Here is a 14,474-nt window from a genome sequence, read left to right as displayed (position 1 = left end):
AGAGCGTGTTCGGATCAGCCGTGCGGCGCGTCGCCGCCGTCGCTGGTCAGGGTGTGTTGAACGGGCGGCAGTGCGCCGCGGAAGGCCGGCCCGGCAACCCACGAGGTCCAGCCCAGGCGCATCGGGTTGGATGCGCCGAGCACGCTGCTGCGCGATTCGGAAGGTGCCAGCCGCAGCTCCATCTCGACCTTCAGGTCCTGCGGGATGAAGCGGCGCACCAGCCACCTGGCGAGCGCATGGTCGGCGCCCTTGGGAAGCAGGTCGCGCAGCCGTTGCTGGCTCAGGTTGCCGAAGACGAGGCGGATGCCCGCGCCCTGGTCCCACACGCGCTTGCCGAGCACCGCGCCGCCGCCCAGCGGCGTGCGCATGTCCAGCCGCGCCGAGGCGTCGGGTTCGAGGGCCAGCCATCGGCCGCGGAACTGCGTGCCGTCCACCTGCACGCCGAGGCGGTCGCGCAGCAGAGCGAGCAGGGCCGTCATGCCGCGCGGCGAGCCGCCGAGCAGGCCGGCATGCCGCAGCCACTGGGCCGATCCGTCGGGCGCGCGCACGCCGGCGCGCAGCCCGAGCGCGCTGGCCGCGTCGAGCGTGGTGGCCAGCGTCGAGCGCGCGGGCGACTGCGGGTTCAGCGCGATGTGGTGCTTGCGCCGGCTCCGGTAGAGGAAGGCCAGGAAGCGGTGGTTGAAGATGTCGAGGAAGTCCTGCGTGGCGTAGTCGCGCTGCTGACGGCGCTCCAGCAGCATCTCGGTGAAGGGCATCGGCAGCGGGCCGCCGCTGCCCGCGAGCGAGAGCGCGGGCGTGGTGAGCGTCCAGGGCTCGCCCGTGGCGGCCTCGGTGCCGACATCGCGCACGTCGCTGGCCTCGAAGGCGAGCGAGACGAAGGCGTGCAGCCGCACGGCCTCACGCTCGCGCGGGCCCTGCGATCGGCCCACGGGCACCGCCTGGGGCGCGGCGCGCTCCAGCAGGCTGATGGCCTGGAACAGGTTGAAGTCCTGCGGGCGGGCGGCGAGTTCTTCGACGATCACAGCACCACCTGCCGGCCCGTCATCGGGGCCCACTGCTTGCGGATCTCCTCGCCGCTGCGCACTGCGAGGCGCACGAAGGAGTTGACCGAGGTGTACATCGCGAAGAAGCGCGCGAGCACCGCCGACATCATCAGCGGCGAGCCGCCGACGAAGGCGTCGTCCTCGAATTCGAGCGTGACCTGCGTGCCGCGGCAATACCCGCGCCACGCCTCGGTGCCCACGTGCGCGGTGACGCCGCGCGCCGAGAGCCCGGCGATGCCGCGGATCTGCGCGTGGTCGCGCCGGCTGTCGGAGGCGAACAGCAGCAGCATCTCGCGCAGCTGTTCGCGGCCGGTGGAGCCGTCCACCAGCGACTGGTGGTTGAGCGTGAGCAGCGACACCAGCCGCCACAGCGTCTCGCTGCCCAGCGGCGGATCGCGCTGCGCGGTGGGCTCGTAGAGGCAGCGCACGTGCGTGGGCTGCGGCGGGCCCTCGGCCAGCAGGCGCGCGCCCACGGGCACCTGCTCGGCCAGGCGGCGGTTGGTGCACAGCAGGTGCGCGTAGACCACGGGCTGCGCGGGCCGTGTGTGGGCCTTGCCCTGGTCGACGAAGGACAGGAAGACGTCGGTGCCCGGAATGTTCTGGCGCAGGCAGGGCTCGCGGCGCGCGGACCAGAAGACCGCGCCTTCCTTCACGCCCGGCGCGCCGTCTACGTGGCCCAGCGCGGCGAAGCCGGGCACGTTCACCGGCTTGTCGGCGTCCGGATCCGATGCGACCACGGAGACGATGGAATGCACTTCTGTGGTCGCGTCGCGCTGGCGGTCGGGCACCAGCATGTATTCGTAGTGGCGCTGGTCCATCGCCAGCGGCTCGCTCACGCGCGGGAACAGGTTGACGATGGGCGTGCAGCCGAGCTGGAAGTTGTCCGCGTCGATGTAGCGCAGCGCGCGCGTAGAGCGGTCGAGCTGGAACGCGATCTCGCAGCGGCGTCCGCTGCCCAGGCGTGAGCGCAGGTGGTGCAGGTCGAAGAAATGGAACTTGCGCGGGAACGCGAAGTACTCCTGCAGCAGGCCGTAGGCAGGCTGCGCGTTGGCGGGCTGGGGCAGCACTTCCTCGCCCTCGGCGAAACCGACCTCGCGCCATGCGTCGGCCGGCAGGGTCTGCGCCATGCCGCCTTCGGGGATGACGGCCACCGACTTCACGCCGGACACCAGTGCGTCGTACAGCGGCATGGTGGTCATCCAGTCGCCCTGCAGGTGGATACGCAGGCTGTCGATCTCCAGCTCGGAGAAGTCGGTCTGGTCGTCGCATTCGAGCGCGAGCCGCAGCACTGCGTCGCTGTCGATGGCGGCATGCGTGATCCGCAGCGGCCACAGCACGGTGTCCCAGGCGGTGCGGAAGCGGCAGTCCTGGGACGAAGCCCCCGGTGCGTGCGGCGATGTGCGCGCATGCAGCATGGTGTGGCGCGGCACGCGGAATCCTGCCGTGACCTTGCCCTGCGCCGGATCGAGCTCGAACTGCGCCACCGACATCGAGGGAAGCGGCTGCACGAGCGAAGGGCAGAGGTTGTCGAGCAGGGCGTAGGCGACGTCGGGAAACTCCTGGTCGAGGTCGCGGTGCACGCGCGCCGACAGGAAGGCCACCGACTCGATCAGCCGCTCTGTGTGGGGGTCGAGCGACTCGCCGCCGTGCAGCGAGAGGCGCGATGCGACCTTGGGATAGCGCTGGGCGAAGTCCGCCCCCTGTCCTCGCAGGTAGGACAGTTCGCGCTTGTAGTACTGCAGCAGGTCGCTGTGCTGGATGTTGGACACGTCAGGCGACTTTCATCAGGCTGTCCGGCGCGCCCAGCAGCATCTCGAAGTCCACGCGGCGCAGCGCGAGGCCGGCGCGCGCCTGCGCGCCGATGCGCACCAGCGCCACCTCGTGCCGGTTGGGCGCGGGGCTGACCTGCACGCTCACCTCCGACAGCCGCGGCTCGTAGCGCGCGACGGCCGTGCGCAGCAGCGCGGCCAACCTCTGAAGGTCGGCCGCGTTCTGTGCGCTGAACACGGAAAAATCGGGAATGCCGTACTCCAGGACGGTGCCGCTGCCTTGCGCGTAGTCCTCCGCCGAAAGCGGCGAGCGCGTGTTGAAGAGCCGGCGCAGCTCGCGGCCGATGGAGTCCTGCACGGATTCCATCGTCTCGAGATGCGCGGTACTCCGCACCTGCTCGGACTGCGCGGACGCCAACCGGTCGAACAGGGGGGCGACGCCCCCTTTGACGAGTTCGGACACGGTGATCGGCGCCGGAGGTCAGCGGCGCTCGATCAGGCCACCGCGACGTTCTTGGAGATGTCCCAGCCGAACGGTGCGACGCCTTCCTGGCCGCCTTCTTCCTTCTGCTTCGTGTAGTCGACCTTGATGGCCGCGTAGTTCAGGGAGATGCTTTCGGAAGGCAGGTCGCCGCCGCTGGACACCGAGAAGCCGCTGAGGATCACGTCGGTCAGCGTCACCACCATCAGGGGCAGCAGGCCGCTCTTGTCCTCGCGCGGGAAGGTGATGACGGTGTCGCCCGCGAACACCTCGCCGCCTGCGAGCTTCTGCAGCAGCTGGGGCGTGGCCGAGTCGCTGGTGCGCGTCACGGTGATCTCCGAGAAGCTGGGCTTGCCCGCGGTGCGTTCCTGGTTGGAGGTGCCCGAGGTCACGGCAAGGCCGGCGCCGAACTGGAAGCTCTGCACTTCCATCTCGTCCTTGTGGCCTTCGATCTGGGTCTGGCCGGTCACGCCCGGCATCTTGAGGTAGATAGGCATTTCGAAAGTTCTTTCTGTCGGTCGGTTCGTTGTCGACGTTGATTGACGGGATTTGGGCGATCAGGCCGCTGCCGCTGCCGGCAGGTCGGCCACCAGGCGGATCGAGGCCGAGAGCTCTTCCAGCTGGAAGTGCGGCTTCAGGAAGGCGATGGCGCGGTACGAACCCGGCTTGCCCGGCACTTCGGTCACGTCGACGCGGGCCTGGCTCAGCGGGTACTTGGCCTTCATGGCCTGCGGCGCCGAGGGGCTGACCAGCACGTAGTTCGCGACCCAGTTGTTCAGGTGCTTCTGCATGTCGGCCTGCGTCTGGAAGCTGCCGATCTTGTCGCGCACGATCACCTTCAGGTAGTGGGCGAAGCGCGATGCGGCCAGGATGTAGGGCAGGCGAGCCGAGACGGCCGCGTTGGCGTTGGCCGCATCCTTGTCGTAGACCTTGGGCTTGTTCACGGTCTGCCCGCCGAAGAAGGTGGCGGTGTTCGAGCCCTTGGAGTTGACGATGGCGATGAAGCCCAGGTCGCTCAGCTCCTTCTCGCGGCGGTCGGTGATGGTCACTTCCGTCGGCGGCTTCAGCGCGATGTCGCCTTCGTCCGTCTTGTAGGCGTGGGCCACCAGGCCGTCGACCTTGCCGCCGCCTTCCACGCCGCGGATGGCCGTGGTCCAGCCGTACAGCGAGTGGGCCTGCGTGATGCGAAGGCCCAGCTGGTAGGCCGCGTTGGCCCACAGGTACTTGCCGTGGTCGGTGCCGTCGACGTCTTCCTCGTAGTTGAAGTTCTCCACGGGAATGGTCTTGGCGCCGTAGGGCAGGCGGGCGGCATAGCTGGGCAGCACCAGCGAAACGTAGCGCGAATCTTCCGAGTCGCGGAAGCTGCGCCACGCGGTGAGCTCGGCGCTCTCGAAGGTCTTCGACAGGTCGCGCGGAATGCCCAGCTCGGTGAACGACTTGAAGTCGAACAGGGCCGGCGCGGCCGCGGCGATGAACGGCGCATGCGCGGCGGCGGCCACGCGGGAGATGCGCTCCAGCAGGGCGATGTCCTGCGGGTGGCGGCCGAAGTAGTAGTCGCCGATCAGCAGCGAGTAGGGGTGGCCGCCGTAGGTGCCGTATTCCTCTTCGTAGATCTTCTTGAAGAGCACGCTGGTGTCGTGGTCGACGGCGCCTTCCAGGTCCTTCAGCAGGTCCTTCTTGCTCACGTTGAGCAGGCGCAGCTTGAGGTTGCTGCCGGTCTCGGTGCCGAACACCATGTCGTGCAGGCCGCGCCACGAGGCTTCGAGGGCCTGGAACTCGGGGGCGTGCAGGATCGCGTTGAGCTGGTCGGTCAGCAGGCGGTCGATCTCGGCGACACGCTCGTTGATCAGCGTGACCACGCCCTTGTCGGGGCTGGTCTTCATGCCTTCGTCGAGGATCTGCGAAGCCAGCTGGCCGATCAGCTTCTTCGCGTAGGCGCCCTGCGAGGGCTCCGTCGTCATGTTGCCTTCGTAGACGATCTTGTCGAGCAGGCTCATGTCACTGGTCGTGACGGTGGTTGCTGCTGCGCTGCCGGCTTCGGCGGCTTTGGATTTGTTGGCCATCTCTATCACCATTCATGAAGTGCCGGGCTGCGCAGCGAGGGGCAGCTGCCGGCGTGGTTGATCACGCTGCCGGTGCTTCGGCTTCGGGGGAGGTCTGTGCGGCAGCTTCCGGGGAAGCGGCGGCGGGGGCCTGTGCCGGTGCGGCGTCGGCTTCCGCCTTGGCCTGGCTCTGGACCGTCTTGAGGTCTTCGCTGTTCTTCACCACGCGCTCGAGCAGGCCGTCGAGTTCGTCGTTGCCGTCGAGCTTGGCGAGCAGGTCGCGCAGCTGCTGGCGCGCCTCGAGCAGCTTGGCCAGGCGCGGCACCTGGCTCACGATGGCTTCGGGATGGAAGTCGCCGAACTCCTTGAAGTTCAGTTCGATCTTCAGGTTGCCATCGCCCTTCATGGTGTCGGGCACCGACAGGTCGAGGCGCGGGGCGATGTTGCCGAGCACGCCGTCGAAGTTGTCGCGGTCGATCTCGACGAAGCGGCGCTCCTTGAGCTTGGGCAGCGGCTGTTCGGGCTGGCCCGACAGGTCGGCCAGCAGGCCCACCACGAGCGGCAGTTCCTTCTTTTCGACGGCGTCGCCGATCTCGACGTCATAGGTGATCTGGACGCGCGGAGGACGATTGCGTCCCACCCATTTTTGCAAGCTGTTCGACATTGTTCGCTCTCGGAAAAGGTTGAAGTGACAAGAACACAGGTCGTGTGTTTTCGACGCAGCTCCGCCCCGGTGAAGGCGGTCCGCGGCCCGTTGCCGTTGCAGTCCCGGCATGCTTTGAGACGCACGAAAGATACAAATGGAGATATCTAGCAACAATCCCCAGAATTGGGTAGGTACCCCATGAATCGAGAAAAAACCGGAGAAAAGGCAAGCCATGTCTCCGTAGAAACTCATGTAATTGAGCGTTTTTTCACGTAATTGACACGCAAATGAGGCGCGTGATAGCGAGAAGACGTGCGAAGACGCGTGCTCGGTCGCCCAGGCAGGGCGTGAGAGATGCGCGCAGGGCTACCCAAGGCGAGCCCTGGCTCGTGCAAAAACGGGCAACTTGTAACAGTGAATGCGGAGGTGCTGCACACGCTGCAGCGGGTGTGCAGGGGGCCTTCAGGAGGCGTGCAAAGAGGCTCGCGCGAGGCCTCTGCAGAGAGGAAAGAAGCTGAAGCGCCTCTTACAGTTCGATGAAGGCCGAGGTGGCTTTGTTGAGTGCCAGCATGCCCTTGGCCGTGATCGATTCGACCTGCGCGAGCTGGCGGATCGCGCGCGCATCGGACGCGTGGTCGGCCGGCGGAATGAATGCAGTCACCAGATCTGCGGCGCGCAGCACGCGCAGCCTGTCGATGTCGGCCGGCGTGTGAACGACGTATGGCAATTTCTGCTCGGCGATGGTCCGAAGAAATTCCATGGACATGAGCCGTCTCCTTGTGGTTGAGGGCGTTCCGGACATTGTGCGCACAAACAATTAGCGTTGTCTAAACCCTGCGCTGCGCGTGCCTTTGCCCGCGTGTACCGAAGTGCTCCTTTCGCGCGGCAAGACAGAAGAAGGTGCCAGTCTGCGCGGGCCCACCTGCCCGCGGGCTGACTCGCCGCAGGCCTTTGCCGACGAATGCTCGATGGTTAGTTGAGGGCCTGCACGGGCCACGCGGCGGTGTCGGGCATCACGATGTGCCAGCGCACCGGGTCGATGCCTTCGAAGGTCGCGCGATAGCGATCGGAGGTGCGGCCTTCGCCCGTCACGTCGCGGATCACGATGCTTTCGATGCGCTGCGGGTGGGAGCGAAACGTTTGCGCGTAGATCTCTGGATCGGCCTCGCCCGAGTCGCCCACCAGCACGAAGCGCCGCTGCGGAAATTCGGCGAGCAGCCGCCCGATCACGCCGAGCTTGTGCGTGCGCGAATCCTCGTCGCCGGGAATGAGCGTGCGCCACGTCGTGCTCTCGCGCAGGTGCATGCTGCCTTGCGGAAAGTCGGCATTGCGGATGAAGTCCGACAGCGCCGGATAGAGCTGGATCGGGCTCGCCGAGAGATAGTGGAAGCGCGTGCCCGGCACCTTCGCCAGCGCGCGGTACCAGCCGGCCATGCGAGGCGCCGACTCGAAGCGCCGCGCGAAGGTGTTGAGCAGCATCTCGCGCCGGTCGCGCACCTGCGTGCGCTTGATGGTGTCGTCGATGTCCGAGATGACGGAGACGCCCTGCTCGGGCACCACGAGCGCCTGTCCCCTGAAGCGGTGCAGCAGCTCGCCCGGACCGGTCACGCCATGGAACTGCACCCAGTCCTGAGGCGAATGCGATGTCGCAAGCAGCGGTGCGCGCGGCATGTCGATCACGACGCGCAGGTTGCAGCGGCCGTCCTTGCCCGATGGCGGCATCGTCACGCGCGTGGAGGTGCCGTCGAAGTCGACGTCGATCACCTTGCCTTCTTCCGACTCCGCATGGAAGAGCGCGGTGCGCTGGTTGAAGCGCAGGCGAGCTGCGGGCGAGAGCTTCTTCAGGCTCAGGCCCAGGTAGCGCGCGAAGGCCGCATCGAGGCCCCAGCGGTTCTCGCGCTCGAAGATCCACGCGTGGATGTCGACCTCGAGCCGGCCATCGGCGGTGGGGCGCGCCGTGCCGGTCATGAAGAGCGCTTCCTCGTCGGGCTCCAGCGGCTCGGCCGCATGCACGAGCCGCATCGGCGCGAGGCCCGCGAGCAAGGCCGCGCCGGCGATCAGCGAGCGGCGCCGCGGGCCGCTCGGTGGGAGCCGGTGCGCTGCGCCTTCGCCCATCGCCTCGCTTACCTGCCGGGGGCGGGCGCGACGCGCTCGTAGGTGACGAAGCTGAAGCCCAGGCCTTCCTTGGCCGAGACATGCGCTTCGCGCTGCGTCTCGCGCCAGCAGGCGGCGTCGAGTTCGGGTGCGTAGGCATCGCCCTCGTAGTCGCGCGCCACCTCGGTCACCACCGCGCGATGCGCGAGCGGCTCGGCCTCGGCATAGATCTGCGCGCCGCCGATGACCCATGCGGTCTCGACGCCCGGCTGTTCGCAAAGCGCCAGTGCCTCCTGCAGGCTCGCCGCGCGCTGCGCACCTTCGGCCTGCCAGTCGGCCTGCCGCGTGACCACGATGTTGCGCCGGCCCGGCAGCGGGCGGAAACGCGGCGGCAGCGAGTCCCAGGTCTTGCGGCCCATGATCACCGGCGCGCCCGCTGTCTGCTGCTTGAAGTGCGCCATGTCCTCCGGGATGTGCCAGGGGATGGTGTTGTCCACGCCGATCACGCCGTTGGCGGCTCGGGCGAAGATGAGGTTGATGCGCGGCTTGCTCATCGGACTGGCACCGCTCATACCGCCACGGGAGCCTTGATCGCGTCGTGGTGCCGGTAGTCGAGCACCTCGAAGTCTTCGTACTGGTAATCGAAGATCGAGGCCGGCTTGCGCTTGATGTGCAGCGTGGGGTAGGGGTAGGGCGTGCGGCTGAGCTGCAGCGCCACCTGCTCGGCGTGGTTGCTGTAGATGTGGCAGTCGCCGCCGGTCCAGATGAAGTCGCCCACGTCGAGGTCGCACTGCTGCGCGATCATGTGCGTGAGCAGCGCATAGCTCGCGATGTTGAAGGGCACGCCCAGGAAGATGTCGGCGCTGCGCTGGTAGAGCTGGCAGCTGAGCTTGCCGCGCTCGCCCTCGGCCTGCGGCGGCGCCACGTAGAACTGGAAGAAGGCGTGGCAGGGCATGAGCGCCATCTTCGACAGTTCAGCCACGTTCCATGCGCTCACGATGATGCGGCGCGAATCGGGGTTGGTCTTCAGCGTCTTGATGACTTCGGCGATCTGGTCGATGTGGCCGCCGTCGGGCGTCGGCCAGCTGCGCCACTGCACGCCGTACACGGGGCCGAGGTCGCCGTCCTCGCGCGCCCATTCGTCCCAGATGGTGACGCCGCGCTCCTTGAGCCAGTTGTTGTTGCTCGAGCCGGTGAGGAACCACAGCAGTTCCTGGATGATGGACTTCAGGTGAACCTTCTTGGTGGTCACCAGAGGGAAGCCCTCGTTCAGGTCGAAGCGCATCTGGTGGCCGAACACGCTCTTGGTGCCGGTGCCCGTGCGGTCGCTCTTGAAGACGCCATGGGTGTCGACGTGGCGCATGAAATCTTCGTACTGGGAGCGGACGGGGCGGGCGGGCGTGGAGGTCATGGGGTAGGGCTTCCGGAGGGGAACTGGCGGGAGGCTTCGAATTTTAAGTGCCCGGGCGTAGCATCGCCCGGATGAGCTCCGACCACCCCCACGACGACAGCGGCCACGGCGACGAACACGCCCACGACCATGGCCACGAACACAGCGAACTCGGCGAGATGGACCTGCGCGTGCGCGCCCTCGAGAGCGTGCTTGCGCAGAAAGGCTACATCGACCCGGCCGCGCTCGATGTGCTGATCGACACCTACCAGACCCGCGTCGGCCCGCGCAACGGCGCGCGGGTGGTGGCCAGGGCCTGGGTCGACCCGGCCTTCCGGCAGTGGCTGCTGGCCGATGCCACCGCGGCGATCGCCTCGCTAGGCTACACCGGCCGCCAGGGCGAGCACATGGTGGCGGTGGAGAACACCGACGACACGCACCACATGGTGGTGTGCACCCTGTGCAGCTGCTACCCCTGGCCCGTGCTGGGCCTGCCGCCCACCTGGTACAAGAGCGCGCCATACCGCTCGCGCGCGGTGAAGGACCCGCGGGGCGTGCTCGCCGACTTCGGCACCGTGCTGCCCGAGGCCACGCGCATCCGCGTGTGGGATTCGACCGCCGAGGTGCGCTATCTCGTCATCCCGCAGCGGCCCGCCGGCACCGAGGACCTGAGTGAAGAGCAGCTGGCCGACCTGGTCTCGCGCGATTCGATGATCGGCACGCGGCTGGCCGGTGCTCCGGTGGAACAGGAGCACACCGCATGAGCTACGAGACCAAGGCCGACCTCGGCGGACTGCCGGGCTTCGGCAGGGTCGTGCCCGAGGCGGAAGGCGAACTCTTCCATGCCGCTTGGGAGCCGCGTGCCCTGGCGCTCGTGCTGGCCATGGGCGCGACCGGCTCGTGGAACATCGACGCGAGCCGCTCCGTGCGCGAGACGCTGCCCGACTACCGCGAACTCAGCTACTACCAGATCTGGCTTCGCGCGCTGGAGCAGCTGATGCAGCAGCGCGGCCAGCTCTTTGCCGACGAGATCGCCAGCGGCGAGATGCGCCATGCGGCCGCACCCGTGGCCCGCGTGCTGCGTGCCGCCGACGTGCAGCCGGCGCTTGCCAAGGGCTCGCCCACCGAGCGTCCCGCGCCCGCCGCGGCTCGCTTCGCGGTGGGCCAGGAGGTGCGCATGCATGCGGGCAAGGTCGACCATCACACGCGGCTGCCCGCCTATGTTCAGGGCAGGCGCGGCACCATCGTCCGGGTGCACGGCGCGCATGTGTTCGCCGACACCAACGCGCAAGGGCTCGGCGAACAGCCGCAGTGGCTCTACACGGTGGAGTTCGACGAAGCCGAGCTGTGGGGCGGCGACGCGCCGCGCCAGAACCTCGCGGTCTCGGTCGACGCGTGGGAAAGCTACCTGGAGGCGGCGGCATGAGCAGCGAGCGCATGCCCCTGTCGCCCGGCATGCCGCGCGATGCGGACGGGCCCGTGTTCAACGCGCCCTGGGAGGCGCTGGCTTTCGCGATGACGCTGGCCCTGCACGAGCGCGGCCTCTTCACCTGGCCCGAATGGGCTGAGGCGCTGGCCGTACAGATCGCCCAGGCACAGGCGGCGGGCGACCCCGATACCGGCCAGACCTACTACCTGCACTGGCTGGCCGCGCTCGAGAAGCTCGTGGCCGGCAAGGGCGCCAGCTCCGAAGGCGAACTGGCGCGCTACCGCCATGCCTGGGCGCACGCGGCGGACCGAACCCCGCACGGGCAGCCGATCGAGTTGCGCGCGGAAGACTTCCCCCGCTGAACTGTCTGTAGAGTCAGCACGGCGCGGCGGCGCTGCCGCGCCTTCCTGGAACTTCCTTCAACAGAACGGACAACAATGACGATCCACTCGCGCCATCCCGCATCCGCCTGCTCGGCTTCTTCGGCTTCCTCGGCCATGAAAGCCCGGCCGCCTGCCCGCCGCCTGCTCGCCGTCGCCCATTGCACCGCGCTCGCATGCGCGCTGCTGGCCGGCAACGCCATGGCGCAGAAGCCTCACCAGGGCGTCCTCGACGCGGCCACGCAGAGCAAGGACGGCGCGCTCAAGATGCTGGAGACCATGGTCAACATCGACTCCGGTTCTGCCGACACGGCGGGCCTGGCCAAGGTGAGCGATCTGGCGGTGGAAGAACTGCGCAAGCTCGGTGCGCGCATCGAGACCTTTCCGGCGGAGCCGCATCCCGGCACCAACGTAGTGGCGACACTGACGGGCCAGGGCAAGAAGAAGATCCTGATCCTCGCGCACATGGACACCGTCTTCAAGGAAGGCACCGCCGCGGCCAAGCCCTTCTACATCAAGGACGGCCGCGCCTACGGTCCCGGCGTGATGGACGACAAGGGCGGCGTGGTGGCGGGCCTGTACGCGCTGAAGATCCTGCAGCAGATCGGCTTCAAGGACTATGGGCAGATCACCTTCCTGCTCGACACCAACGAGGAGACCGGCTCGGTGGGCACCAGCGCGCTCATCGAGCGCGTGGCCAAGCAGCACGACGTGGCGCTGAACCTTGAGCCGGGCCGGCCGGCCGACGGCCTCGTGGTCGAGCGCAAGGGCTCCGCCACCGCGCTCGTCGAGGTGAAGGGGCTGGCGGCCCACGCAGGCGTGGCGCCCGAGGCAGGCCGCAACGCGGCGATGGAAGTGGCGCACCAGGTGCTGCAGCTGTCGAAGGCGGCCGACGCGGCGAAGAAGACCACCGTCAACTTCACCGTGCTCACGGCCAACGGCCCGACCAACGTGATTCCCGCGACCGCGAGCGCCAAGGGCGACGTGCGCGCCGCTACCCCCGAGGAGCTCGACCGCGTCGAGAAGGACCTCGCGCGCATCTCGCAGAACAAGCTGATCCCCGAGACCGAGGTGCGCGTGCGCCTGGTCCGCGGCCTGCCGCCGATGCCGCGCTCGCCCGCTTCGGACAAGCTGGTGGCCATGGCCGAAGGCATCTACGCCGAGATCGGCAAGAAGCTCACCATCGAGAGCAGCGGCGGCGCGGCCGATGCGAGCCTGGTGGCGGGCGTCGGCGTGCCGGTGCTCGACGGCTTCGGCATCGTGGGCGGCGGCATCCACACGCCGGAGGAGTACGCGGAAGTCGAGAGCGTGGTGCCGCGCCTGTACCTGCTCTCGCGCATGCTGATGGATCTCAGCGCGAACTGAGGTCGTCGCCCGATGGCCGGCTGAGCTCTTCTCAGCCGCGCTTCGGGATGCCCAGCCCCGCCACCACGGCAGGGCGCGCCACGAAGGCCTCGAGCGTGCGCGCGACGTTCGGGAAGTCCTTGAAGCCGACCAGGTCGCCGGCCTCGTAGAAGCCGATCAGGTTGCGGATCCATGGGAAGGTGGCGATGTCGGCGATGGTGTAGTCGCTGCCCATGATCCATGCGCGATCGGCCAGGCGCCTGTCGAGCACGCCAAGCAGGCGCTTCGACTCGTTCACGTAGCGGTCGCGCGGGCGCTTGTCCTCGTAGTCCTTGCCGGCGAACTTGTTGAAGAAACCCAGCTGGCCGAACATCGGGCCGATGCCGCCCATCTGGAACATCACCCACTGCAGGGTCTCGTAGCGGCCGGCCGCGTCCTGCGGGATGAGCTTTCCGGTCTTCTCGGCGAGGTACACGAGGATCGCGCCCGATTCGAACAGCGCCAGCGGCTTGCCGCCGGGTCCGTCGGGATCGAGGATGGCCGGGATCTTGTTGTTCGGGTTGAGCGACAGGAACTCGGGCGACATCTGGTCGTTGGTCTCGAAGCTCACCAGGTGCGGCTCGTAGGGCAGGCCGGTCTCCTCCAGCATGATCGACACCTTCACGCCGTTGGGCGTGGGCAGCGAATAGAGCTGCAGCCGCTCGGGGTGCTGCGCGGGCCACTTCTTCGTGATGGGGAAGTTCGAGAGATCGGTCATGAAAGGTCCTTGAGGGGATGAGACTGCAAGCGCGGGATTCTGCCCGCGTCGGCAGCAGCGCGTGCATGGGCGGCTTCTTGTCGTCGCGAGTCCCCAATGTGGGGCTCGCGGCCCTGAATCAGGGCCGGTTCGCGGCTTGCGCACCGGGTTTGTCGTTCTGATCGAGTGCACGAGCCTTGTATACCACTGGCACGATTCGTGCGGCTGTGCGCCGGGCGCGGCCGCCCAGGCAGCCGTGCGTCCGACATCAAACCCACAACCACTCGTCATCGTTCAGGCATCATGAAATTCGGCAGATTGCAATTCGTCCTGGGGCTCGCGCTCGGCGCCCTCATGGCAACCGGGGCGGTCCATGCGCAAAGCGCGCTGGACACCATCCTGAAGAACAAGAAGATCGCCATTGCGGTTCCTCCCGATTTCCCGCCCTACGGCTCGATGGACCGCGACTTCAAGATGCACGGCCTGGACATCGACATGGCCAACTACATCGGTGCCAAGCTGGGCGTGGAGGTCGACCTGATCCCCGTGACCAGCGCCAACCGCATCCCGACGCTGCAGAAGAAGAAGGCCGCGCTGGTCATCGCCACGCTGGGCAAGAACCCCGACCGTGAGAAGCAGATCGACTTCACCGCCGCGTACTCGCCGTTCTACCAGGCCATCTTCGGCGCGAAGAGCCTGAATGTCAGGAGCTTCGCCGACCTGTCGGGCAAGTCGATCGCGGTCACGCGCGGCTCGGTCGAGGACCAGGAGCTCAACAAGGTCGCGCCCTCGGGCACCGACATCCGCCGCTTCGACGACAACACCCGCACCGTCTCGGCCTTCGTCTCCGGGCAGGCGCAGTTGATCGCCACGGGCGCTTCCGTCGCGAACACCATCATGGCCAGCAACCCGGCGCTGGGCACCACCTACAAGCTGCTGCTGAAGGAAAGCCCCAACTACATCGGCGTGGCCAAGGGCGAGGACGCGCTGCGGCAGCGGGTCAACGCCATCATCGACGAGGCGAAGAAGAGCGGCGAGCTCGACCGGCTGTCCATGAAGTGGCTGGAGCGACCGGCCGGAGAGCTGCCGCAGTAGGCGCCTGAAAGCGGGGTCGCCGATG

16 protein-coding genes are annotated in these 14,474 nt (G+C 67.8%); 5 read left to right on the top strand and 11 right to left on the bottom strand.

What is annotated here, in order from left to right:
* Window positions 1-14: 14 nt before the first annotated feature.
* From tssG to FHY06_RS12990, 10 genes are all read right to left on the bottom strand, one after another.
* Complete coding sequence (gene tssG / locus FHY06_RS13035) at window positions 15-1,022, bottom strand: type VI secretion system baseplate subunit TssG (RefSeq protein WP_311733686.1); 1,008 nt, start codon at window positions 1,020-1,022, stop codon at window positions 15-17.
* The gene (tssF, locus tag FHY06_RS13030) at window positions 1,019-2,803 is read right to left on the bottom strand and encodes a type VI secretion system baseplate subunit TssF (protein WP_184605669.1); all 1,785 of its coding nucleotides are present in this window, start codon (window positions 2,801-2,803) and stop codon (window positions 1,019-1,021) included. Before tssF ends, tssG begins: the two co-directional genes overlap by 4 nt.
* A gap of 10 nt (window positions 2,804-2,813) precedes the next feature.
* A complete protein-coding gene (gene tssE / locus FHY06_RS13025) occupies window positions 2,814-3,275 on the bottom strand; it encodes a type VI secretion system baseplate subunit TssE (protein WP_184605394.1) in 462 nt (153 codons plus the stop codon).
* A 32-nt stretch (window positions 3,276-3,307) separates the two neighbouring features.
* Window positions 3,308-3,790, bottom strand: a complete 483-nt coding sequence (locus tag FHY06_RS13020; RefSeq protein ID WP_019654825.1) for an Hcp family type VI secretion system effector — start codon at window positions 3,788-3,790, stop codon at window positions 3,308-3,310.
* Window positions 3,791-3,850: 60 nt separating this feature from the next.
* Window positions 3,851-5,356 (bottom strand): type VI secretion system contractile sheath large subunit, encoded by a 1,506-nt coding sequence (gene tssC, locus FHY06_RS13015; RefSeq protein ID WP_020723079.1) that lies wholly within the window; start codon window positions 5,354-5,356, stop codon window positions 3,851-3,853.
* Between the two features lie 61 nt (window positions 5,357-5,417).
* A complete protein-coding gene (gene tssB, locus FHY06_RS13010) occupies window positions 5,418-5,999 on the bottom strand; it encodes a type VI secretion system contractile sheath small subunit (RefSeq protein WP_019654827.1) in 582 nt (193 codons plus the stop codon).
* Window positions 6,000-6,507: 508 nt separating this feature from the next.
* Window positions 6,508-6,747, bottom strand: a complete 240-nt coding sequence (locus tag FHY06_RS13005) for a hypothetical protein (protein ID WP_019654828.1) — start codon at window positions 6,745-6,747, stop codon at window positions 6,508-6,510.
* A gap of 206 nt (window positions 6,748-6,953) precedes the next feature.
* Window positions 6,954-8,096, bottom strand: a complete 1,143-nt coding sequence (locus FHY06_RS13000; RefSeq protein ID WP_184605393.1) for a phosphatidate phosphatase App1 family protein — start codon at window positions 8,094-8,096, stop codon at window positions 6,954-6,956.
* 8 nt (window positions 8,097-8,104) lie between these two features.
* A complete protein-coding gene (locus FHY06_RS12995) occupies window positions 8,105-8,629 on the bottom strand; it encodes a dihydrofolate reductase (protein ID WP_184605668.1) in 525 nt (174 codons plus the stop codon).
* A gap of 14 nt (window positions 8,630-8,643) precedes the next feature.
* Complete coding sequence (locus tag FHY06_RS12990) at window positions 8,644-9,486, bottom strand: thymidylate synthase (protein WP_126185504.1); 843 nt, start codon at window positions 9,484-9,486, stop codon at window positions 8,644-8,646.
* A 71-nt stretch (window positions 9,487-9,557) separates the two neighbouring features.
* On the opposite strand from FHY06_RS12990, the gene nthA reads away from it, so the two are divergent.
* The 4 genes from nthA to FHY06_RS12970 all read left to right on the top strand — a co-directional run bounded on the left by nthA (window position 9,558) and on the right by FHY06_RS12970 (window position 12,639).
* Complete coding sequence (gene nthA, locus FHY06_RS12985) at window positions 9,558-10,229, top strand: nitrile hydratase subunit alpha (protein ID WP_184605392.1); 672 nt, start codon at window positions 9,558-9,560, stop codon at window positions 10,227-10,229.
* Window positions 10,226-10,891: a nitrile hydratase subunit beta gene (nthB, locus tag FHY06_RS12980; protein WP_019654833.1), complete on the top strand. Its 666-nt coding sequence runs from the start codon at window positions 10,226-10,228 to the stop codon at window positions 10,889-10,891. Before nthA ends, nthB begins: the two co-directional genes overlap by 4 nt.
* Window positions 10,888-11,256 (top strand): nitrile hydratase accessory protein, encoded by a 369-nt coding sequence (locus FHY06_RS12975; RefSeq protein WP_184605391.1) that lies wholly within the window; start codon window positions 10,888-10,890, stop codon window positions 11,254-11,256. The genes nthB and FHY06_RS12975 overlap by 4 nt, the downstream gene beginning before the upstream one ends.
* Before the next feature lie 135 nt (window positions 11,257-11,391).
* Window positions 11,392-12,639 carry a glutamate carboxypeptidase gene (locus FHY06_RS12970; protein ID WP_184605667.1) on the top strand — a complete coding sequence of 416 codons (1,248 nt, stop codon included), beginning with the start codon at window positions 11,392-11,394 and terminating at the stop codon, window positions 12,637-12,639.
* A gap of 31 nt (window positions 12,640-12,670) precedes the next feature.
* On the opposite strand, the gene FHY06_RS12965 is transcribed toward FHY06_RS12970, so the two are convergent.
* Entirely contained in the window at window positions 12,671-13,375 is a 705-nt protein-coding gene (locus FHY06_RS12965) for a glutathione S-transferase N-terminal domain-containing protein (RefSeq protein ID WP_019654836.1), read from the bottom strand.
* A 282-nt stretch (window positions 13,376-13,657) separates the two neighbouring features.
* On the opposite strand from FHY06_RS12965, the gene FHY06_RS12960 reads away from it, so the two are divergent.
* Window positions 13,658-14,449 carry a transporter substrate-binding domain-containing protein gene (locus FHY06_RS12960; protein ID WP_026346393.1) on the top strand — a complete coding sequence of 264 codons (792 nt, stop codon included), beginning with the start codon at window positions 13,658-13,660 and terminating at the stop codon, window positions 14,447-14,449.
* Window positions 14,450-14,474: the final 25 nt, after the last annotated feature.

This window comes from Variovorax atrisoli, assembly GCF_014195185.1.
GTDB classification, from domain to species: domain Bacteria; phylum Pseudomonadota; class Gammaproteobacteria; order Burkholderiales; family Burkholderiaceae_C; genus Variovorax; species Variovorax atrisoli.
Note: the sequence above shows the minus strand (reverse complement) of the source record. Positions and strands in the feature narration are given on the sequence as shown.